This is a genomic window from Micromonospora sp. NBC_01405 (genome assembly GCF_045040155.1).
In the GTDB taxonomy this organism is placed as follows: domain Bacteria; phylum Actinomycetota; class Actinomycetes; order Mycobacteriales; family Micromonosporaceae; genus Micromonospora.
The window spans coordinates 1,438,709-1,460,717 of the sequence record NZ_CP109532.1 but is presented as its reverse complement, the minus strand read 5'-3'; the positions used below and the strand labels follow the sequence as shown (position 1 = coordinate 1,460,717).

Annotated in this window: 16 protein-coding genes; 9 read left to right on the top strand and 7 right to left on the bottom strand. The window is 72.4% G+C overall.

Going from position 1 to position 22,009, the window contains the following annotated elements:
- Positions 1 to 16 precede the first annotated feature (16 nt).
- Positions 17 to 856: a helix-turn-helix domain-containing protein gene (locus OG559_RS05710; RefSeq protein WP_405110595.1), complete on the bottom strand. Its 840-nt coding sequence runs from the start codon at positions 854 to 856 to the stop codon at positions 17 to 19.
- 117 nt (positions 857 to 973) lie between these two features.
- Between OG559_RS05710 and OG559_RS05705 the strand changes: the two genes are divergently transcribed.
- The 6 genes from OG559_RS05705 to OG559_RS05680 all read left to right on the top strand — a co-directional run bounded on the left by OG559_RS05705 (position 974) and on the right by OG559_RS05680 (position 8,912).
- Entirely contained in the window at positions 974 to 1,645 is a 672-nt protein-coding gene (locus tag OG559_RS05705) for an SRPBCC family protein (RefSeq protein ID WP_405113173.1), read from the top strand.
- 131 nt (positions 1,646 to 1,776) lie between these two features.
- The gene (locus OG559_RS05700) at positions 1,777 to 2,010 is read left to right on the top strand and encodes a zinc-ribbon domain-containing protein (RefSeq protein WP_405113171.1); all 234 of its coding nucleotides are present in this window, start codon (positions 1,777 to 1,779) and stop codon (positions 2,008 to 2,010) included.
- A 281-nt stretch (positions 2,011 to 2,291) separates the two neighbouring features.
- Complete coding sequence (locus tag OG559_RS05695) at positions 2,292 to 3,695, top strand: MFS transporter (RefSeq protein WP_405113169.1); 1,404 nt, start codon at positions 2,292 to 2,294, stop codon at positions 3,693 to 3,695.
- On the top strand, positions 3,692 to 4,810 hold the full coding sequence (locus OG559_RS05690; protein WP_405113167.1) for a hypothetical protein: 1,119 nt from the start codon (positions 3,692 to 3,694) through the stop codon (positions 4,808 to 4,810). The genes OG559_RS05695 and OG559_RS05690 overlap by 4 nt, the downstream gene beginning before the upstream one ends.
- Positions 4,807 to 6,393 carry a hypothetical protein gene (locus OG559_RS05685; protein ID WP_405113165.1) on the top strand — a complete coding sequence of 529 codons (1,587 nt, stop codon included), beginning with the start codon at positions 4,807 to 4,809 and terminating at the stop codon, positions 6,391 to 6,393. Before OG559_RS05690 ends, OG559_RS05685 begins: the two co-directional genes overlap by 4 nt.
- 299 nt (positions 6,394 to 6,692) lie before the next feature.
- A complete protein-coding gene (locus OG559_RS05680; RefSeq protein WP_405113163.1) occupies positions 6,693 to 8,912 on the top strand; it encodes a putative bifunctional diguanylate cyclase/phosphodiesterase in 2,220 nt (739 codons plus the stop codon).
- A 53-nt stretch (positions 8,913 to 8,965) separates the two neighbouring features.
- Here the strand turns inward: OG559_RS05680 and OG559_RS05675 are convergent, their stop codons facing one another.
- Both OG559_RS05675 and OG559_RS05670 read right to left on the bottom strand, forming a co-directional pair.
- Positions 8,966 to 10,486: an SLC13 family permease gene (locus OG559_RS05675; protein ID WP_405113161.1), complete on the bottom strand. Its 1,521-nt coding sequence runs from the start codon at positions 10,484 to 10,486 to the stop codon at positions 8,966 to 8,968.
- 48 nt (positions 10,487 to 10,534) lie between these two features.
- Positions 10,535 to 12,088: a gluconokinase gene (locus tag OG559_RS05670; protein WP_405113159.1), complete on the bottom strand. Its 1,554-nt coding sequence runs from the start codon at positions 12,086 to 12,088 to the stop codon at positions 10,535 to 10,537.
- Positions 12,089 to 12,346: 258 nt separating this feature from the next.
- Here OG559_RS05670 and OG559_RS05665 point away from each other — a divergent pair, with 258 nt between their 5' ends.
- Both OG559_RS05665 and yidD read left to right on the top strand, forming a co-directional pair.
- Complete coding sequence (locus tag OG559_RS05665; RefSeq protein WP_405113157.1) at positions 12,347 to 13,537, top strand: hypothetical protein; 1,191 nt, start codon at positions 12,347 to 12,349, stop codon at positions 13,535 to 13,537.
- Between the two features lie 49 nt (positions 13,538 to 13,586).
- Positions 13,587 to 13,958 (top strand): membrane protein insertion efficiency factor YidD, encoded by a 372-nt coding sequence (gene yidD, locus OG559_RS05660; protein WP_405113155.1) that lies wholly within the window; start codon positions 13,587 to 13,589, stop codon positions 13,956 to 13,958.
- Positions 13,959 to 14,039: 81 nt separating this feature from the next.
- Here the strand turns inward: yidD and OG559_RS05655 are convergent, their stop codons facing one another.
- The 4 genes from OG559_RS05655 to OG559_RS05640 all read right to left on the bottom strand — a co-directional run bounded on the left by OG559_RS05655 (position 14,040) and on the right by OG559_RS05640 (position 20,132).
- On the bottom strand, positions 14,040 to 14,474 hold the full coding sequence (locus OG559_RS05655; protein WP_405113153.1) for a VOC family protein: 435 nt from the start codon (positions 14,472 to 14,474) through the stop codon (positions 14,040 to 14,042).
- A 32-nt stretch (positions 14,475 to 14,506) separates the two neighbouring features.
- Complete coding sequence (locus OG559_RS05650) at positions 14,507 to 14,629, bottom strand: hypothetical protein (RefSeq protein WP_405113151.1); 123 nt, start codon at positions 14,627 to 14,629, stop codon at positions 14,507 to 14,509.
- 733 nt (positions 14,630 to 15,362) lie between these two features.
- Positions 15,363 to 16,874 carry a B12-binding domain-containing radical SAM protein gene (locus OG559_RS05645; RefSeq protein ID WP_405113149.1) on the bottom strand — a complete coding sequence of 504 codons (1,512 nt, stop codon included), beginning with the start codon at positions 16,872 to 16,874 and terminating at the stop codon, positions 15,363 to 15,365.
- Between the two features lie 189 nt (positions 16,875 to 17,063).
- Positions 17,064 to 20,132 carry a DUF3427 domain-containing protein gene (locus tag OG559_RS05640; protein ID WP_405113147.1) on the bottom strand — a complete coding sequence of 1,023 codons (3,069 nt, stop codon included), beginning with the start codon at positions 20,130 to 20,132 and terminating at the stop codon, positions 17,064 to 17,066.
- Between the two features lie 499 nt (positions 20,133 to 20,631).
- On the opposite strand from OG559_RS05640, the gene OG559_RS05635 reads away from it, so the two are divergent.
- Entirely contained in the window at positions 20,632 to 21,888 is a 1,257-nt protein-coding gene (locus OG559_RS05635) for a DNA sulfur modification protein DndB (protein WP_405113145.1), read from the top strand.
- Positions 21,889 to 22,009: the final 121 nt, after the last annotated feature.

Here is a 22,009-nt window from a genome sequence, read left to right as displayed (position 1 = left end):
TCGCTCTTGTACGAAATCAATCGGCTGGCAGCGGCCAGCCGCCCAGTGCGTGGCCAGGATGGTCGCGCAGGAATCGCCGCCGGACTTCGACGTACCTGGTCGGCGTGAGACCGGTGAACTCCCGGAACTCGCGCACGAAGTGGGCCTGGTCGAAGTAGCCCGCGTCGGCGGCAACGTCTCCCCAGTCGATCGGTGCAGCGACGTCGATCGCCAACACGGTGGAGGTGAAGCGGTAGCTGCGAGCCAGCCGTTTCGGCGTGACACCGACGACGGTCTTGAACCGCTTCGCCAAGTACGTGCTGCTGGCGCGGGCCGCCACACCGATGTCGCTGATTGGCACTGTCCCGCCTGTCGCCGCGATCGCGCTGCTCACTTGGCGGACCAGGTCAAGACCGTCGATCGCCCGCAGCCGTCGCACCAGTTCCTCTTCGAGTAACATCAGCATCTTGTGCGGTGCGTCTGCCAAGGTCAGTCGGCGTCGCAACTCAGCGATAGCGGGCTGGCCCCAGATCTGCTCGACCGTCGCCGGTCGGTCGCACAGCTCGGCCGCGGGCATCGGAAGGAACGGTGCCAGCCCCCACGGCTTGAAGTGGACGCCGACGGACCGGGTCGGGGTTGGGTAGCTGAACTCCCACGCGCGGGTGGGCGTGGTGACCGCGCAGCCGTCGGCGTACTCCACGGCTTCTACGTCGGTGCCTGCGCGGATGAGAAACGGCGCCCCGAGGTTGACGATAAGCAATGGCGCAGGCGCCGCCGGCAGCATCAACCGGGAGTACGGCGGGGCGCCCTCCAGGTAGTAGAGGTCGTCGATCAGCCCGTCCAGCGGCGGACCGGGCACCCTGGACACATACTCCACGCCGACATCATCGCCGACGGCCCCCATCCGGCATCACGCGCCGCCGCCAGCATCGAGCCGGCGCCGATCACTGACGCGCGCCCCGGCGCATTTCGGTCTCCAACTACACCCCAAGTTGTGAAGAGCCGGATACTGCGCTTCGCCTGGCTGCTCGACGGGGTGGAGACCACCACCGAGATCGCCCTGGAGCCGGAGGGGGAGTCGACGATCCTCACCCTGAGTCAGAGCCACTTCGACTTCGCCGAGGCGATGAGCGGCAGCTCGATCCGGGGCGTGTTCCAGACGTACTGGTCGCTGGCGATCGCCAACCTGGCCGCCCACCTGGAGGGCCGTCAGCTCCTACCACGCACCGATTTCACCTCCGCCGACCTGCGCGGCGAGCTGCTCATCGCCGCCCCGCTGCCGAAGGTGTACGAGTCGTTGACCGACTCGGAGCAGGCCAGCGCCTGGTTCGGATACCCGATCGGCATCGAGCCCTGGGTCGGCGGCCGGTACGCCATGGGCGGCTTCGAGGCCGGCTACGCGGCCAAGGTGATCGACCTGGACCCGGGCCGGCGGATGTCGGTCGACTGGGGCCCGACCGGGGTCACCACCTGGGAACTGGCCGAGTCCGAGGGGAAGACCAAGCTCACCTTCGTGCAGAGCGGCTTCGACGAGCAGAACCCGCCGTACGCGGCGTGGAGCGGGACGGTCGCCGGCTTCGGCGAGCTGGTCCGCTACCACCAGATGCCGGACTGGCAGCCCATCTGGCTCCCGGAGGAGCCGGCGACCGCCGACGCGGTCGGCTGAGCAGCACGCGCCCGCCCGCCCGTCACGGCAAGCAGTCGCGGCGGGCGGGCGCGTCCCGTCCTGAACCCCGGAACTCGGAAGCGGCAGAAGCTGGAGGTGCAGGAGGCAGGGTGAGTGGGTAATGCGGGGCGATGTTCTTCATATTCGGGCTCCGCACCAACGTCGACCGCTCGGGCGTGGTGCAGCAGGTGTGCCGCAACTGCGGCAACCATGCCGCCCAGGTGATCAGCCGGCGGTCCACGAAGTTCACCCTGTTCTTCGTTCCGCTCATCCCGGTGCGGACCCGCTACACGCAGCAGTGCACCTTCTGCGGCGCCCAGTACGACATCGCCAAGGCCGAGGCGCGACGCCTCCCGGTCGGCTGATCCGCCGATGGCCCGCTTCCTCTGCTGGCTGATCGGCAGCCAGCCCGCCCCCGTGTCCGAGACCCCCGTCCACACCGCCTCCCGCCCGCCCTGCACGCCGGGCCGCCGCCCTCGTCGCCGCGCCCGCCGCCCGTCGGCCGGTACCGCCCTGCCCCGCTCGCCCTGGAACCGCTCGGCCGGCCGCTGAGCCGCCGCCGACCCGCGCGGTGGTCTTCGTCCTGGAGGCGGCGGCCCCGGTAGCGGCACCTAGGCTGGGGTGGCTGCGAAGAACGGGGAGAATCGTGCGCAACCACCCGGCCGTCGTGCTCGTCGCCGTCCTGCTGTCGACTGTGTCGCTGCCCATCTCACTGACCGGTGCCTCGGTCGCGTTGCCGGACATCGGCCGAGACCTCGACGCCGGGCTGGCCGGGGTGCAGTGGGTGGTGAACGGCTACAACGCCACCTTCGCCAGCTTCATGCTCGCCACCGGCGCGCTCGCCGACCTGTTCGGCCGCCGCCGGGTCTACACCGTCGGCCTGGCGATCTTCGCGGTGGCCGGGCTGGCCGGAGCGGTCGCCGGGAACATCGTGCTGCTCGACGTCGCCCGAGCGCTCGCCGGGATCGGCGCGGCGGCTGCTGCCACCAGCGCCTCCGCCCTGCTCGCGGACGCGTTCCAGGGCCCGGCCCGGGCCCGCGCGTTCAGCCTTTTCGGCACGGCCATCGGCGTCGGCCTCGCGTTCGGCCCGTCGATCGCCGGGCTGCTGATCGAGGCGTTCGGGTGGCGGGCCGTCTTCGCCGCCCCTGCGCTGGCCGCCTGTGCGGTCCTCGTCCTGGTCCCGTTGCTGCCGGAGTCCCGCCCGGCGCGCGCCGGCGGGGTGGACTGGGCGGGCACCGTCACGTTCACCGGCGCACTGCTGCTGCTCATCTTCGGCTTCGTCCAGGGCCCCGAGTTCGGCTGGTCCGCCCCGGTGATCGTGGCCGCCTTCGTCGCGGCGGCGGCCCTGCTGGCGGTCTTCGTCCGGGTGGAGCGCCGCCGCGCCGAGCCGATGTTCGACCTGGCCCTGCTGGCGAGCCCCCGGTTCCTCGGCGTCTGCCTGGCGGCAGCCACCACCGTCGCGGTGCTGGTGCCGCTGCTGGTCTACCTGCCGTCGTACCTGACCACGGTGGTCGGCATGAGCCCCGGCGCGGCCGGCGGGACGCTCATCCTGCTCACCGCCCCCACCCTGGTGCTGCCGCTGCTCGGCGGCGCGCTGACCCGGCTGGTGCCGGCCCCCGCGGTGATCGTCGCGTCCGTGGCGGTGGTCGCGGTCGGGGCGGCCTGGGCCACCGTGCTCGCCCCGGACAGCGACGCCGCGACCCTCGCGGGACCGCTGCTGACCATCGGGGTGGGGATCGGACTGTCGATCGGGCTGCTCGACGCGATCGCGATCGGCAGCGTCGCGCCGGGCCGGGCGGCCACCGGGGCCGGGATGATCAACACCGCCCGGTTGTCCAGCGAGACGATCGCCATCGCGGTGGTCGGCGCGGTGCTGGCCAGCACCACCGCCGGCCGGCTCGCCGACCCGGGCTTCACCGGCGGCCTGCGTACCGTGCTCTGGGTGATGGCCGGGGCGGCGCTGGTCGCCGCCGCCACGGTCGCCGTGCTGGTGCGGCGCGGCGCGGCCCGCGCCGAACCGGCGGAGAGGGCCTATCGTGGCGTGTCGTGACGAGCACCGCGCAGCGACTGGCCGAGATCCGGGGCGACGCACCACCTCGGCGGCACAACGCCCGGACGATCGCAGCCCTGACCGGTAACCCCGGCTGCGCCCGCCGGGCCGTGCTGGACAGCGCGGGGGTGGACAAGCCGAAGCTGGCCGAGCGGGTCGGTTTCCCGGCCCGATTCGGCCAGTCCCGGTTCGCCATCACCCGGGGCAACGCGTTCGAGGCGCAGGTCAAGGCCGACGGCGGGGCCGAGCTGCTCCGGCTGGTCGCCGAGCGGCTCGGCGTCGACCCGGGCGGCCCGGCGACGTGGACCGACCTCGGCGCCGACGACCGGCCCGGCCAACCCGGCCAACCCGACCGGTCCGCGCGGTCCCGGGCCGCGTTGGCCGCAGCCGCGCCGACCGGAGCGGGGGACCCGGCCGCCCTGTTCGACCACCCGCTGCTCGGCCTGGACGTCGCCGGCCAGCGGGTGCACCTGGAGCCGGACCTGGTCGCCGCCCGGCTCGCCGGCCGGTTCCACGTGGTCGAGGTCAAGTCGTTCCCGGTGATCGACGGGCAGGCCGACCCGGGCAAGGTGGCCGCCGCCGCGATCCAGTCCGCCGTATACGTGCTGGCCCTGCGCGAGCTGCTCGCCGCCGAGGGGCACGATCCCGAACTGGTCTCCTCGGACGTGCTGCTGGTCTGCCCGCGCGACTTCGCCAACCAGCCGCTGGCCAGCCTCGTCGACGTGCGCAAGCAACTGCTGGTGCTGCGCCGGCAGCTCGACCGGGCGGCCCGGATCGACGACCTGCTGGCCGACGTGCCGGCCGGCTTCACCGCCGACCCCACGGCCGACCCCGTCGACCTGCGCCGGTCCCTGCTGTCGGTGCCGGCCCGCTACGCGCCGGAGTGCCTGGCCGCCTGCGAGCTGGCGTACTTCTGCCGGCACGCCACCCGCGCGGAGACGGCCACCCTGGGCCGGGCGGTCCGCGAGGCGCTCGGCGGGGTGGCGACGGTGGCGGAGGCGCTCGCGCTGGCCGGCGGGGAGCACGCCGGCGAGCCGGAGCAGGCGGAGGCCGCCGCGCTGCTGCGGGCCGCGGCCCGGCTGCGCGCCGACGCCCTGGCCGGGCGACCCGCATGAGTACGCTGCGCGCGCTCGCGAGGGCCCAGGCGCTCTCCGCCGGGGTGGCCCAGCCGGTGGCCACCGTCCGGCACCTGCACCTGTCGCCCCGGCCGCTGGTGCTGGTGCCGCTGGCCATGGCCGGCGAGGCCAACGCACCCCTCGCGGCGCTGGTCGGCGCCGCCCCGGACGACGCCCGGCTGCTGATCGTGCCGCAGCCCCGCAACCGGGACCAGCGCTTCGCGTTCGCCGCCGAGCTGGCCGGGATCGTGCTGCCCTACCTGGACTCCTTCCGGGGGGTGTCCGAGGCCGTCGCGGTGGACCGGGGCCGCGACGTCCGGCACCGGTACGTCGACGCGCCGCAGCTGCTGCTGCCGAACCCGGCCGGGGTCACGTTCCTGCGGTTGTTCGGCCGTTCCACCCGGTTCCGCCGGCCCGACGGCGACTACCCGGTGCACCCGTCGGTGCCGTTGCTCGGGCGCTGGCTGACCTTCTTCGCCGAGCGGGCCGAGCACCCCGGCTCGTCGGCGCTGCTGGCGATGACCGAGGCGCTGACCCTGCACTGGGCCACCGGGCAGAGCTCGGTGGAGGACCTGCACCTGCCGGCGGTGCTCGGCTGGCTCGACCCGCCGCCGGGGCTGGACGGCGTGCGGGCGGCGGCCCGGGCCGAGGACCCGGCGGTCTGCCCGCCCGCCGGCCCGACCACCGACCCGGAGTTCGACAACCGGGTGCTCGCCCCGGCCATCGCCGCGTACACCGACGCGGCCGACGACGACACCGCCCGCCGGTCCGCGTACGCGGAGCTGGAGCGGGCCCTGCGCGGGCAGCTCGCGCCCACCTGGGAGCTGATGTGGCGCGGCGTGGGGCTGCTCGCCGCGCTGCCGCCCGGCGCGCGGGTCGAGGGGCGCTGGGCCGGCGACCGGGACGCCTTCACCGCGCACACCGAGCATGTCGACGCCGGCGGCGGGCCGCAGCCGCGCCGGGACGGGGCGGTGGCCGCGGCCGTGCGCCTGCACCGGTTGGAGCGGGCCGGCACCTCGTACGCGGTCCAGCGCGCCTACGACGACCCGCTGGTGATGGCCGAGCACCGGCTGACCGGGGAGGCGTTCGTCGGGGACGTGACGCTGGCCGACCCGAGACGGGTGGACGACACCGGCAAACGGCCGGTGCTGCGGCCCCGCATCCAGGTGGTCACCACCGAGCCGGTGGCGGTGCCGGTGGGCGCGACGCTGTACTCGACGGCCCGGCCGGGGCAGAAGGCGAAGGTGGTCTTCCTGACCCCGGCTGCCGACGGCAAGACCGAGGTGGTGCTGGAGCTCTCCGGCGGGATGGGCCGCGGGCTGAGCGCCCCGCCGGGCACCGTACCGGAGGTGGGGGAGCGGCTCTGCCTCACCACACTGTCGGACGGGTTCCTGCCGGCGGGGGCGTTCCCCGACCCGGCGGAGACCCCGTGGACCCACGGCGGCCCCCCGGCCGCGGCCACCCCCGACCAGGGCCCCGGCCCCGCTGACCCGCCCGGTGCCGGTGCCGGTTTTGGTGCTGGTGTCGCCTCCACTCCGGTGGTCGGCCCGTCCGACGGCGACCCGGCCGAGGACTGGGTCTGACCGCTCGCCGGCGTGGCTCGGCGGGTGCACTCCTCGGCTACCACGTCGTGCCGACGTGGAGCACGCTTCCTCCGTCCGGCCCCACGAACCTTGGCAGCCCTCGCCGCAGGCGGCCGGACGCCCCTGGCGGCACGCCCGTAGGCTGACTACGCTTTCGTCGTTCGCCGTCAACGACCGGTCCTCACCATCGAGGTGCGCAAGGAGAGGAAGCCGGAGCGACCGCTGTGCTGCCCCACGACGCGCCTCACCCCCGCACGACCCCCGCCGGGGCGTACCGGCCCGGTCGGGCCGGACTCGTCGTGGCCGTGATCGTCCTGTTCGTCGAGGCGGTCTGGCTGGTCGCCCGACTGCCCGGCGCGGCCCTGGTCAGCGATCTCGGCGCGATCGCGACGGCGGGCTGGGCCGGCTACGCGTGCGTCCACGCGGCCCGCCGGCACCCCGCGCCGCTACGCCGGTTCTGGGCGCTGCTCGCGGCCACCATGGGCTTCGCCGTGCTCGGCCGGGCACTGTGGACGGCGCAGCGGCTCGGCGACGGCGGCCTGCCGAACACCCCGCTGATCGGGTTGCTGTTCACCCTCGGCATCGTCACCGGCACCGCCGCGCTGCTCTGCTCCCTCGCCGCCCCGCGCAGCGCCGTCGGGCGGGCCCGGACGGTGCTGGACGGCGTCATCGTCGGGCTCGCCCTCATCCCGATCGGCTGGGTCGTGGTGTTCCGCGGCATCGCCGCCGCCGACCTGACCGACTCGCTGCGCACCTTCGGGCTGCTCTACCCGATGCTCGATCTGGTGCAGCTGACCATCCTGGTCGCGGTGGCCGGGCCGGCGCGTCCGATGTGGCGTCCGCTGACCCTGATCGGGGCCAGCCTGGTCACCAGGGCGGTCGCCGACGCCACATACGTCTCGCTCTTCGCGAACGGCAGCTACGCCCCCGGCCACCCGATCGATGTCTGCTGGCCGCTGAGCTACCTGCTGATCGCCGCCGCCAGCCGGTACCCGCTGCCCCCGGTCTCGGACGACGTCGACGAGCCCACCGAGTCGCCGCTGCCGCCCTGGTGGCGGGTCGCCCTGCCGTACCTGCCGGTGGGCGGGGCGATCGTGGCGGTGGTACTGGCCCGGCGGCCCACCGGGCAGACCCCGCAAATAGTCTTCGCCGGCATGATGGCGCTGCTCGGCGTCCTGGCGCTGCGGCAGGGGCTGGCCGCCAACGAGAACCTCCGGCTGGTCGCCCGGCTGCGTGATCTCGCCTACACCGACCAGCTCACCGGCCTGCCGAACCGGCTGATGTTCAACCGCCGGCTGCGCGAGGCGCTGCGCGACGAGGCCCCGGTCGCCGTGCTGTTGCTGGACCTGGACAGCTTCAAGCAGGTCAACGACCGGTTCGGGCACAGCGCCGGTGACACTCTGCTGACCAGCATCGCCGGCCGGATGGCGCGGGCCGTGGCCGACGACGGGAGCATCGCCCGGCTGGGCGGCGACGAGTTCGCCGTCCTCGTCGACGGCGACCGGCAGGTCCGGCCGGAGCGGGTGGCCGAGCGGCTGCTCGCCGCCCTGCAACCCTCCCCCGGGGAGGAGGAGGCGGGCGTGCACCCCTCGGCCAGCATCGGCATCGCCGAGTACGGCCCGCAGCACGCCTCCCACATCGACCTGCTCCGCGACGCCGACATCGCCATGTACGCCGCCAAGGCGGGCGGCAAGTCCGTGTACCGCACCTGCACCCCGGCCCTGCGGGAGGCGGCGGTGAGCCGGGCCGAGCTGATCGCCGACCTGCGCCGCGTCGTCGACGAGGGGCAACTGCACCTGGAGTACCAGCCGATCGTCGACCTGGCCACCGGCGAGGTGCGCAGCGCCGAGGCGCTGGTGCGCTGGCGGCACCCCCGGCTGGGGCTGCTCCCCCCGGCGCGTTTCCTGCCGCTGGCCGAGGAGACCGGGCTGATCCTGCCCATCGACCGGTGGGTGATCCACGAGGCATGCCGGGCCGCCGCCACCTGGCGGAACCGCGCCCCGGAGGCGACGGTCGCGGTGAACATCGCCGCCGCGCACCTGCGCCGGCCGGACCTGATCGCCACCGTCACCGCGGCCACCGCCGGCGCCGGCCTGGCCCCCCGCGCGCTGACCCTGGAGCTGACCGAGTCGGCGCTGATCGACGGCAGCGACACGGTGCTGGAGCGGCTGCGTCAGCTCCGCGAGCTGGGCATCCGGATCGCCATCGACGACTTCGGCACCGGCTACTCGTCGCTGAGCTACCTGCACCACATCCCGGCCACCGAGCTGAAGATCGACCGGTCGTTCGTGGCCCGGCTGGGCGACGACACCCGGGCGTACGCGACGGTGGAGATGGTGACCCGGTTGGCCGGGGCGTTCGACCTGACCGTGGTCGCCGAGGGGGTGGAGACCGACGAGCAGCACGCGGCGGTCACCGCGATCGGCTGCGTCCACGGCCAGGGCTGGCGTTACGGTCGCCCCACCAACCTCGCCGACCTGCGCGCCGCACTGGTCCCGGCGGTACGACCCCGGGGTTGACCCTCACGCGACCGGGAGGCGGCAGGCTCGTCACCCACGGCCCGGTCAGGGCGTCACAACAGCAGGTCGAGTAGCAGGACGCCGGCGAAGCCGACCACCGAGATGATCGTCTCCATCACCGACCAGCTCTTGATGGTCTGCCCGACGGTCAGCCCGAAATACTCCTTCACCAGCCAGAAGCCGGCGTCGTTGACATGCGAGAAGAACAGCGAGCCGCAGCCGACGGCCAGGGCCAGCAGCGCCACCCCGGGCCGGTCCAGGGTCGCCGCCAGTGGGGCGACGATGCCGGCCGCGGTGATCGTGGCGACCGTCGCCGAGCCGGTCGCCACCCGGATGCCGACCGCGACCAGCCAGCCCAGCAGCAGCGGGGACAGGCTGGCGTTCTCCGCCGCGTCGGCGACCAGGTTGCCCACCCCGGCGTCCACCAGCACCTGCTTGAACCCGCCGCCCGCCGCGACGATCAGCAGGATGCCCGCGATCGGCGGCAGCGAGCCGCCGAGCACCGACGAGACCTGCTTGCGGCTGAAGCCGGCCTGGAAGCCGAGGGTGAACATGGCCACGATCACCCCGGCCAGCAGCGCCACGATCGGGGCGCCGACGATGTCCAGGGCCTTGCGGCCGGCGCTGCCCTCGGCCAGGGCCAGCTCGCCGACGGCCCGCAGCAGCATCAGCGCCACGGGCAGCAGCACGGTGATCACCGCCGGCCAGAACTTCGGGGCCCGGCGGGCGGTCTCGGTGCCGGAGTCGTCGACCGGCGCGCCGGGGCGGCCGGTGCCGGGGTTGAGCAGGTCGTCCTCGGTGAGCAGTTCGCCGTCCACGCCGGTCTGCTGGCGGCCCGCGACGCCGCGGTCGGTCCCGCCACCCCCGACGCCGGCCGGCGTGCGGGTCGGCAACAGTCCCTCGGGAATCGTCGCGGGGACGTACCGGGAGATGATGTTGCCGAAGACCGGCCCGGCGATGATCACGGTCGGGATGGCGATCAGCAGGCCCAGCCCCAGCGTCAGGCCCAGGTCAGCGTTGAGCGAGGAGATCGCCACCAGCGGGCCGGGGTGCGGCGGGACCAGGCCGTGCAGCACCGACAGGCCGGCCAGCGCCGGGATGCCGACCTTCATCAGCGGCACGTCGGTGCGTTTCGCGACCAGCAGCACGATCGGCACCAGCAGCACCACGCCGACCTCGAAGAACAACGGCAGGCCGATCAGCGCGGCCACCCCGGCCATCGCCCAGGGCAGGGCCGACCCGGAGACCTTGTTGACGATCCGGGTGACGATGCCGTCCGCGCCGCCGGACTCGGCGAGCAGGCCGCCGATCATCGCCCCGAGGGCGATCAGCAGACCGACCCCGCCGACGGTGGAGCCGACGCCGCCGCTGAACGACGTGACGATGGCGTCGGGCGCCACCCCTGCGACGACGCCGAGCACTGCCGCGCCGAGGATCAGTGACAGGAACGGGTGGACCTTGCCCCAGGCGATCAGGACCACCACCGCGGCGATGCCCAGCAGGGCCGCGGCGATCAGTTGGGCGTTACCGGCGTCGGTGAGTGGTTCCGCCGGTGCGGCGAGCAGAGTGACCACGGCTATCACGACCTTCGGACGGCGTCCGTGCCAGCAGGGTACGGGCGATCACATGGGTGGAGAGGTGGGCGGTGGCTCCGGCGGCAGGCTCGGGGCCAGCCGTCGCAGCGACGCGAACGTCGGGACGAGCGCGTCGTACAGCTCGGAGTGCAGCGGAAGCAGGGCGGCGTAGACGGCGGCGGCGGTCGGGTCGGGGCGTACCGTCTCGTCGATCTTCACCAGGTCGGCGGCGACGTCGACGGACGCGATCAGGCCGAGGGCCTGCATGCCCAGCAGTGCCGCGCCGAAGCTGGACCCCTCGTGGCCGGCCGGGAACCGCACCGGCATGCCGAGCGCGTCGGCGAGCATCTGCCGCCACAGCGGGCTGCGGGCGAAGCCGCCGCTGGCCCGCACCTCCCGCACCTCGTTGCCGGCGGCCCGCACCGACGACAGCACCAGGGCGAGCTGCTGGCACACCCCCTCCAGCGCCGCCCGCACCAGGTGCTCGCGGCGGTGGCCGTGGGTCAACCCGACGTACGCCCCGCGCGGCAGCGCGCTCCAGTGCGGGGCGCGCTCGCTGAGCAGGTACGGCAGCATGATCAGCCCGCCGGAGCCGACCGGCGCGTGGGCGGCCAGGTCGAGCAGCTTCTCCTCGGACTCCTCGCCAAGCTCGGGGGCGAGCGCGTCCCCGGCCCACTGCAACACGATCCCGCCGTTGTTGATCGCGCCGCCGACCACCCAGCGGTCCTCGGTCAGCGCGTAGCAGAACACCCCGCCGAGCGGGTCGACGGCGGGGCGTTCGACCATCACCCGCATCGCCCCGCTGGTGCCGATCGAGCAGGCCACCACGCCGGGGTGCACCGCGCCGAGGCCCAGGTTGGCCAGCGGGCCGTCGCCGGCGCCGACCACGATCGGGGTGTCCGCCGGCAGGCCGGTCGCGGCGGCGGCCGCCGCGGTGAGCCCCGGCAGCACGGTGGTGGTCGGGACGAGCTGCGGGAGCTGCTCCTCGGTGATCCCGGCGATCCGCAGCGCCTCCGCGTCCCAGGCGAGCCTCCGGATGTCCATCAGGCCGCTGGCCGAGGCGACCGAGTGGTCGGTGACCAGCGTCTCGCACAGCCGCAGCAGCACGTAGTCCTTGATGCCGACCCAGTGCGCGACCCGCTCGAACAGTTTCGGCTCCTGCTCGGCGAACCAGACCAGCTTCGGCAGCGGCGCCATCGGGTGCACCGGCGTGCCGGTTCGCCGGTGCAGCGCCAGCCCCGACGGGACCGCCCGCAGCCGCTCGGCCTGCCGGCTGGCGCGGGAGTCCGCCCAGGTCACCGACGCGGTCAGCGGCTTACCGTCCGGGTCGAGCCCGATCAGGCTGTGCATCGCGGTGCTGAACGACAGCCCGGCGATCGGCCCGGGCAGCTCCGCCACCACCGCGCGGACCGTCTCCACCACCGCGTCGAAGATCAGCAGGGGGTCCTGCTCGGCGTAGCCGGGGTGCGGCTCGTCCAACGGGTAGCCGACGGAGTGGGCGGCGAGCTGCCGGCCGTCCGTGTCGAACGCGACGCTCTTGGTGCTGGTGGTGCCGATGTCGACCCCGATCACGACACGCGGGCGCTGGTCCGGGTCGGTCACGGGTCCCCCCTTCGCGTCGGTGCTGCCGGCGCGGCATCGCGGCCCGGCTGCGGCTGACGTTACCCAGCGAGCCACCGATCCACACGGCGTCGCCGAGGACCGCCGGCAGAACGTGAATCGACACGGCGTCATCCGCTTCTCGTTCGCTCTTGTCCACCGATCAGGTGATTCGTCCGCTTCGCCGGGTCCGTTTGACCGGTCGGCGCCGTTGATCCGGATGACACCCCGGTTGGCGGCTCGCGCGGCTAAGGAGTCGGCGTGGCGAAGACTGATTCGACGGGTTCCACGTGGCGGTACCGGTGGGCGTACCGGCAGAACGAACGACGACAGCGGACGTACCGCGCCGCCGAGCAGGCATGGCGGCGGCGCTACGAGGAGCTGCGGCGGCTGCGCGCGGCGGCGGCCAGCTTCGGCCGGCGCGCGGCGGACTCCGGCCTGCCCCTGGAACTCGCCCCCGGCGAGCGGGTCCACTGGGCGCTGCCCGCCGCGCAACTGGTCGAGCTGCGGCACACCGCCGTGCTCCCCGCCCCCGACCTCAGCATCGACCCCGGCCGGCCGGCGCTGCACCACCGCCGCCCCGACGGGGTCAAGGTCACCGACGCCGGGATCGCCGTGCTCACCGACCGCCGGCTGGTCCTGCTCGGCGGGCGCGGCCGGCGCGACTGGGCGTACGGGAAGATGACCGGGCTGGCACACGACCCGGCGGCGCCGGTCACGCTGATCCAGGTCCTCGACCGGCGGCGCACCTCCGGGCTGTTGCTGCCCGCCGAGGCCGCCGCCGAGTTCCGGTTCACCCTCGCCCTGGCCTTCGCCGACGCCATCGAGCAGCGAGGCACCGTGCTCGCCCAGCTCGACGAGCTGATCGCCGAGCACGACCAGACCCGGCCGTTCCGCCCGGCCATCGCCACCCCCGGCCAGGCCCGGATCACCGCCGCCGTGCCGGGCGGCCGGCGTACCGTCGCGGTGGCCGCCGCCGCGGCGCTGCTGCTGCCCGCGGTGCTCTTCGAGTCGGACCCGCCGGTGCGGCCCGGCTCGGACGTCGCCGCCGCCGCGACCGCGGCCCCCACCCCGACCGCCGCCCCCGCCCCGACCGCAGCCCCCACCCCGACCGCCGCCCCCGCCCCGCCGCCGACGGCGCGCCCGACCTCCCGCGCCGCCGCCGTCGGCAGGGCCGCCCCCAAACAGCCCCGGCGCGGCACCGCGGCACCCAACCCGGAGCGCGACGGGCTCTGCGGGGCCCCGGCCAACCCGTTCGGGTACGACTACTGCGGCGGCTCCCGCATCCGCAAGCCGGATATACGGGTGTGCGACTACTTCGACTGCGGGCAGGACTTCTGGGCCGGGCGGGGGTACCTGGTGCAGTGCCGCGACGGCGCGCTCAGCCTCACCGGGGGGCGTGCCGACGCGTGCGCCACCCACGACGGGCTGCGCCGCACGGTCTGGACCTGAGCCCGCCCCCGGGCCGGCGGGGTGGCGCGGGTGTCGCACCATCGGCGACGTGATCAATCTGAGGCGGAACCACCACCGCAAGAAGAAGCGACGGGGCGACTCCTGCACCGACTGCGACTGCGACGGCCCGGACTGCTGCGACTTCGGGCTGTTCTCGTTCATGCTGACCCTCGGCTCGGTGGCCGCCGGGGCGACCCGCGCGCCGGTCGTCGACCGGGCCGGCCGGGCCGCGATCCTCGGCTACCGGCGTTGGCTGTCGCACCGCTGGCCGGGCCAGTGCCGTTACACCCCGACGTGCAGCGCGTACGGGCTGGCCGCCGTCGAGCGGCACGGGCTGGCCGTGGGCGGGCGAATGGCCGCCGATCGGCTGCGCCGCTGCAAGCCCCACGTGCCCCGGGGCACCCACGACCCGGTCCGCTGACCGCCCTGCCCCGCGCTGACCGTCCTGCTCCGCGCCGCCCTGCCCTGCGCCGCCCCTGCCGCCTTGGCGGCCGGGGCGGAGTCAGGCGGTGCCGAAGTCGGGGATGGTGAGGGTGCCGTCGGCGGCGAGCGGGAAGCCGGGGTTCCAGGCGATCTCCCACAGGTGCCCGTCCGGGTCGGCGAAGTAGCCGGCGTACCCGCCGTAGAAGGTCTCCCGGGCGGGCCTGGTGACCGTCGCCCCGGCCTCGACCGCCGCCCCGATCACCTCGTCGACCTCCTCGCGGGACCGGACGTTCTGCGCCAGGCTCAGCCCGCCGAAGCCGCCCGTGTCCGCGTCGCCGATACCGGCGTCAACGGCCAGCTCGTCACGCGCCCACAGCACGACGGCCAGGCCGCCGGCCTGGAAGAAGACGGTCTGCTCGACCTCCTGGCCGTGCCAGCCGAGCCGCTCGTAGAAGGCGCGGGCGCGGGGCAGGTCGGCGACGCCGAGGGTGACGAGGCTGATCCGCTGTTCCATCCCCGCACCGTAACCGTCGGCCTGGGGTCGGCTCACTCGGGCTGGTTCGGTCGGGGCACGCCCTCCCAACGCCAGTGGGTGAGTACGGGACGGCCTGACAGCTCGCCCCGACCGGTGGCCCAGAGCAGCATCGCCCACGGGTCGGTGTCGCCCACGGGGTCGGTGTCGCCCACGGGTCGGTGTCGGCCGGCGCGGCGGGGAAGAGCCGGTGTCGCACCTGGGCGCAGAGCGCCGCGTCCGGGTGCCACGGCAGGCCGAGGCCGGCGGCCACGTCGTGCAGTACACCAGCACTTCCACCGCCCCCATCGCGCTGCCGACACCATCGGCCCCTGCCGGCTCGGCCCCGCCCGGTCGGCCTACCCTCCTTCGGCCCCTATGGAGCTGCCCCGTTTGTGCTACCGATGGAGCGGGCGCGTAGACGGGGCAGCTCCATAGGGGCCGAAGGACAGGTCCCCGACCGGATGCGGAGCGCGATCGTCAGGCGGCCACCCGACTGCCCGGTGAGCGGGGCGACACGGCGCGGGGCGGCACGGCACGGGCGGCACGGGGCGGTATAGCGGCGACCCTCCCAGGACATTCGCGGGAGAGGAGACACGCAGGACTGGCGAAACCGGGGCCCGCCCAGGATCTCGCACATCATCGAGGAGCCGAACGGGATCCCCGGAAGGCGGATGAACGTGGGGCGGGATCGGACACCTCGCGACTGCGCCGGGGCACTGAGAGCCGGGCTGCGACAGGCCCACACCGGTTCGCTGGCTGGAATGACTCTTACCCTCCGTTCCTTTGTCGGTTGATGCAACGGGGCCAGCGAGCTGGTCATTTCACGTCCAACAAATCGCGTCCATGGTCCGATGGAGGTCCCGGCCCTCGGCCGCGACGAGCCAATGGTCAGCGGCCGAACAGCCGCTCGTGCTGGGCGCGGGCCAGCTCCACCAGCCGGCGCCGCACGTACGGCAACTCGACCTCCCCGAACTGGAGGTTGGCCGGGAAGTCGAACTCGTCGCCGGTTCGCATCGCCTCGTCCAGCCCGTCGTCGCTCAGGCCCATGGTGCGGTGGTCCAGCAGCCGCGCCGGGTCGTACCGGCCCGTGGCCAGCAGCCGGCGCCACTGCGGGGTGCCGGGGTAGGGGTGGAACTCGAAGATGCTCGCCCGGAAGGTGCCGGGCGCGTTCTCGGTCAGCTCCCACAGCTCGCGTACGTGCCGGACGGTCGCCTCCAACTCGGCACGCGTCTCGGTGGGCCGGCCGAGGACGAAGTGACCCCTGACGTTGATGCCCCGGCGGGTGAGCCGGCGGACCACGTCCCGGGTCAGCTCGGGCCTGATCCGCTTGCCGAGGTGGCCGAGAACCCGCTCGCTGCCGGACTCGATGCCGAGCGCGATCTCCCGGCAGCCGTTCGCCGCGAGCGTCTCCAGGAAGGCGTCGTCGGCGTGAGCGAGGACGTTGATCCGGCCGGTGGCGTCCCAGACGTACCGGCCGCCGACGTCGGCCTCGGTGAACGCGGGCATGCAGCGCCGGACGAACCGCTCGTAGCCGAGGAAGAGGTCGTCGACGAACCGGAACGCCCGCACTCCGTACCGGACGTTGAGCTCGTCCATCTCCGCGATGATGTTGGCCGGCTCCCGGGTGCGGATGGCGACGTCCAGGTTGGCGCTGACGGCCGCGCCGCAGTACGAACACTCGTACGGGCAGCCGCGGGCGCCCACCATCGCCGCCTCCCACGGCCCGTCGCCCGGCCGGTACGGGTCGGCGGCGAAGAACCGCCGGTCGACGAACGGCAGGGCGTTGACGTCCGGGGCCAGGTGCCATGCCGTGCCCGGCCCGCCGCCCGTGACCGGCGTACCCAGGATCGGGTCCCGCCACATCACGCCCGGAAGCCGTACCCGCTGGTGGTGGTCGTTCAGTAGCTCGACGAGCCGGGTCTCGGCCTCGCCGACGATCAGCGCCTCCAGGCGGGCGAACCGCGGGTCCGCGATGATCGCCTCCGGCCTCGCCTTCGCCTGGTGACCGCCGACCATGATCTGGATCTCGGGGTCGAGGCCGGCGGCGATGCGGGCGCTCAGCTCGTACGTCGGCGCCAGCAGGTTGAATCCCACCCAGCGGGGCGCGGCCTCGTTGACGATGCTCTGGATCTCCTCGACGCTGAGGCCGAGGGGCTCCCCGTCGAGGACGCCCACGCTGAAGCCCTGCACGGTGGCGTAGGTGGCGAGGTAGCCCAGGCCGAGCACCGGCAGCGGGGAGTTGTCGACCCGGGGGCGGAGCGTGTAGTCGCGCAGTGGTGCGTTGACCAGCAGCAGGTCGAGCGGCGTGCCCGGCTCGACGCCGAGGATGGGCTGCTGTTCCGACGGCTGCGGACGGCGGGCGGGGGAGGGCGAGGGCGGTGTACGTGCCCAGGCGCTCACCGGTCACTCGCCGTGGGCGAGGAAGGCGGTGACGGCGTGCCGGGGTGGCCTGCGCCCGATCGCCATGCCACTCTCGGTGCAGTCATCATCGCTCAGGGTTAGCACGCGCGCTTCAGATGGGAAAGTGTGAATGTCCTTCTCCTCGGATGGTGCGACCCCGTCCCCGAGAGCGTCGGGCGGGAAGAACGATCAGGCGGCGATCGTCCGGGCGGCGGAGTACATGTCGGCGGGTAGCGGATGGGTCAGCTCCCAGACGATTCGCATCGGCCGGTCCCCGGTGTGTTCCCGGTACGCCATCGGCCCCGCGTACAGGTAGGCCGGCGCGCCGAGGTCCCGGTCCGGCACCCGGGTCTCCCGGACGAACAGGTGCACCGTCGACCCCTGCTTCCCGTGGTTGACGTACCGCTGCCCGGTCGTCGACACCGACGACGTGGTGCTCTGCGACTCCCACTGGAACAGCCGGTCCGTGATCGCCCGGTCCGCGTACATGGTGGTGGGGGAGTAGTGCTGCTCCGACTTGACCAGCGTGACGAAGAACAGGTCCGCCCGCTCGGACTCAAGCCACTTCACGCCCTCGCGCAGCGACCCCGGGTTCGGCATCCCGAACGCCGCGCACGCCTCGTTGCGGCTGTACCGGGCGTGCACCCGCAGCGCCCCCGCCCGCGTCGTCACCCGGTGGATCCGCTCCCGTAGCACCTCGGCGACCTGGCGCAGCTCGACGCAGCGCGCCGGCTCCGCCCACAGCCGCGCCACCCGCTCGTCCCGCGAGGCCAGCGACGCGTTCGGCCCCCACAGGTCGAAGTGCAGCATGTCCCAGAGCCGGCCGGCTGCGGGCCGTTCGCCGGCCGCGACCCGGGCCAGCAGGTCCAGCCGGTCGGTGTCGTCGAGGTGCAGCATCCGCCCGACCGCCCGCCCCAGCTCACGGTCGTCCGGGCCGGGCGTCGACGCTTCAAGGCCGGCGAGCCGCCGTAGCCCGGTCCACCCGCCGACTGACGCCGACCGGTACACGTCCTCGATCTCCAGCCCGGTCTCGCGCAGGAACGTGGCCAGGTTGACGTCCCCGAGCTGCCGCAGCTCCGCGACCAGGCCCTTCTGCGAGGTGGGCATGGCGCTCTTGAGGTTGCTCAGCACCACCTCCTTCGCCACCCGGTCCAGCTCGACGTGGCAGCCGCTCGGCAGGGAGGGGAAGTCCTGCTCGACCGCGTCCCTGATCGCCCGCCGGGTCACCCCGGTCAGTGCCCGCCAACGCAGGTCGAAGCGGAAGTTCGCGTGCTGCCCGCCGATGAAGTCCAGCACCGTGAGACAGGGCTTGTCGTCGTCCAGTCGCAGGCCCCGGCCGAGCTGCTGAAGGAAGATCGTCGCGCTCTCGGTGGGCCGCAGCATCAGGATCGTGTCGACCATCGGCAGGTCGACCCCCTCGTTGAACAGGTCCACCGTGAACAGGACGCGCAGCTTCCCGGCCTTGAACTCCCGAAGCAGCTCGTCCCGCGACCGTCCGGCGCGGTCCGCCCGGGAGGTCACCGCAGCCGACGGTACGCCCCGGCGGGTGAACCAGTCCGCCATGAACTCCGCGTGCCCGATGCCGACGCAGAATCCGAGCGCCCGCATCCGGTCCACGTCGACCTTGTCCCGCACGGCCTTGAGGATGAGCCGAGCCCGCGCCTCGTTGCCGGTGTAGACGCCGCCGAGCTCGCCGAGGTCGTATCCCTGACCACGCTTCCACCGCAGGTGCGACAGGTCCACGTCGTCGTGCAGCCCGAAATACTGGAACGGGGCCAGCAACTGCCGCTCCAGAGCCTCCCACAGGTGCAGCTCCACGGCGGCGTGGCCGTCGAACCATCGCCGCACGTCGCCGCCGTCGGCCCGATCGGGGGTCGCCGTCAGCCCCAGCAGTACGCGCGGCTCCAACCGATCCAGCAGCCGGGCGTACGTCGGCGCTTCGGCGTGGTGGAACTCGTCGACGATCACCATGTCGTACGCCTCGGGGTCGATCTCCCGCCGGTGCAGCGACTGGATCGACGCGAAGACGTGCCGCCAGTCGGTCGGCTCCTTGCCGCCGACCAGCAGCTCGCCGAAGCTACCGTCGCCCATCACCTGGCGGAACGTCGCCAGGCTCTGCTTGAGGATCTGCTCCTGGTGGGCGACGAAGAGCAGCGAGTCGACACTTTTACTGCGGTGTAGCCGGCGGTAGTCCAGCGCCGCCACCACCGTCTTGCCGGTGCCGGTCGCCATCACCACCAGGTTCCGGTGCCGGCCGTGCACCTGCCGCTCGGCGTCCAGGTCGGCCAGGATCTCCGCCTGGTACGGGTACGGCCGCACGTCCAGGTTCGAGATCTGGGTGACGCCGTCGTCCGACCGCTCGCCGCGCAGCGCCTGCCGCAGCCGCTCGGCGTCCCTGCCCGGCTCGTACGACTCGAACGCGGCGTCGTTCCAGTAGTCCTCGAACGTGGCGGTGAACGTGTCGATGACGTGCGGCTGCTCGACGTTCGAGATCCGGACGTTCCACTCCACCCCGTCGACCAGCGCGGCCTTCGACAGGTTCGACGAGCCGACGTACGCCGTGGTGGTGCCGTTGTTGCGGCGGAACAGCCACGCCTTGGCGTGTAGCCGGGTGGTCCGGGTCTCGTAGGAGACCTTGACCTCGGCGCCCAGCTCGGCGAGCCGGTCCAGCGCCCGCTGGTCGGTGGCGCCCAGGTACGTGGTGGTGATGACCCGCAGCTTGCCGCCTCGGCCGATGAGCTCGCGGATGGCCGGCTCGACGATGCGCAGGCCGTGCCACTTGATGAACGCGCAGAGCAGGTCGACGTGGGTGGCCGAGGCCATCTCGTGGGTGACCTCGTGGCCGATGCGGGGCTGGTGGCGGCCGTTGACCAGCAGCGCGCCGGTGGAGAGCGGGGTGGTGGGGCGCTGCGGGAAGGTCGGCTGCGCGGGTGGGGTGGGTGGGGCGGCGATGGCGTGCAGGAGGTTCCGGGCGTCGGCTACCTGGTCGTTGGGGGTGGCCGCGTCGGGGTTGAGATCCGCGATGGTGGTGGCGAGGCGGTTGGCCAGGTCGACCTGGCGGTGGAGCTTGTCGTCGCCGTTGGGGACGGCCTGCAGGGCCCGGCTGATGAGGGTGGCGAGGTGACGGGTCAGGTGCTCGTGGGAGTCGGCGGGGTCCAGGGGGCGGTGCTGGACCAAGGCGGAGTCGAGGTGGTGGAGCTGACCGGCGAGTTGGTGAGTAACCAGGTGCTCGTAAATGCCGCGTCCAAGATCCGCCACCCGGGCACAGTAGCTGCCGATACGACGTGCGTAAGCTCACTGTCGGGTCCTTGACAGTTTGACTTCCCTACTCGTCGGTAGGCGAATGCGCCTATGTGGCGATAGCAGCGCTTGGTTGTTGCCGCAATCCTGGCTGACCAGCGGAAACGGCAGATCTCCCCAGACCTGGAGATCCAGGAGTGTCACCCCGACATTTTCATTGCCAGATCCAGGCATTTCCGCGTTCGGCAACCGGGCCTGGATCGTGAGCCTCGGTGATAGGACTCTTGCCTGTAAGGTGCCCGGAGCGCCTAGCTGGAGCGAGAGGGCGATGCTTTGCACGCTGGGGGTCCCGCCCGCAGTTGAGCTCCATGGCTCATTTGCCTTTGCGCTTGATGGTCCGTGCTCAAGTGCACTGCGGCCCCGGTGGTATTGCAGTCCGGGGTCGCCATTTGACCCTCGTTGTTCATGCCCGCCTACAGCCAGGCCCAACATCTACAGAGGACGGAGTAAGCGGCCGATGTTCTTCGCTGAGCTGGGCCTGACCCAGCACGATTCCCTTACCGCTGCCCAACAAGCCGCGAGCGAGGCTGCCTCTGCTTCTGGCGGACGCTCATTCACCTGTGTGGTCTTCCACCAGGGTGGGCGCCTAATGCTTACCACGGCCTTTTCGAACGCGTTTCTCATCAATCATGTCGTTGCCGAGCCTGCTACCAAGGGCGGCAACCCGCGCATGGCGACGAACCGTCCTATGGACTCGGCTCATGTCCGTGCTATTGGCAAATACCTCGTCGAGAACGAGCAGAACTATATCCTGCCACCCCTGACCTTGAATGTTCGTTCGGTTCCTGCGATTCACGTCCCGCGTGGCAACTTCGCCACTGCCGTTGGTTTCGTCGTCATTGGTGACGAGACCAGGTTCTCTGTGACTGATGGGCAACATCGGCTTGCCGCGATAACGAAGGCAAGTGAATCGCTGACCGGAGCCGACTCGACCTTCATGAGCGATAGCATCTCGGTGGTTATCGTCGTTGAACCTGATCTTGCCCGGATTCATCAGGATTTCGCCGACGCGGCGCAAACGAAGCAGATTCCGGCTAGTCTTTTGGCGGCATTCAACACCCGCGAGCCGTTGAACCGGGTGCTCACCAAGATTGTGGATGGCTCCAGACTGTTCCATGGTCGTATTGACGAGACTTCGAAGAGCCTGTCGAAGAACTCTCCAGCGATCTTCTTGCTCAACCAGGTTCGCGGCATGGTCAAGGAACTGTTATTCCGTGACTACGCGCTCAGCGAGTCCAGCATTCCTGCTCGAAGCAACCAGGTAATCGGCTTCACGGAGCGGCAGGATGCCTTTGTTGAGCGGACCCTTTCGATGATGGAAATCCTGACCAAGCACATGACGCCCTGGGTGGCGATTGCGGATTTGCCCACCTCCGGTGGGCCCGCTAATCAGGTGGTCGACTACCGCAAGCACTTTATCAACATGACGGCCACCGGTCTGGTTGTCATCGGTCACGTGGCATACGAGATCGAGAAGAATCCAGATCCCGCCTGGCGTGCCGCTCGCTACGTCGACCTTGCTACCAAGGTCGACTGGCGACGTGACGCTGAGATCTGGCAGGGGACGATCATCTCGGGCGACAAGATCAGCACCACTCGTGCACCAGGGCGTCTGGCGGCGAAGAAGGTAATTGCCGAAATCGGATTACCGGTCACTGATGCTGTCGATAATGCATTTCCAGGTATGGAGCCGCTCGTCAGCGCCGGATTTTAGTCACGGCCGTCGCCCCATGGTCTGTTGCCATGGGGCGACGCTCATCTTCACATTGCTTGATCCTGCTCGCCACCGGGGTGCCCCGCCGAGTCCCTCCCTGCCGGACCGGTTCCCGTGAGTG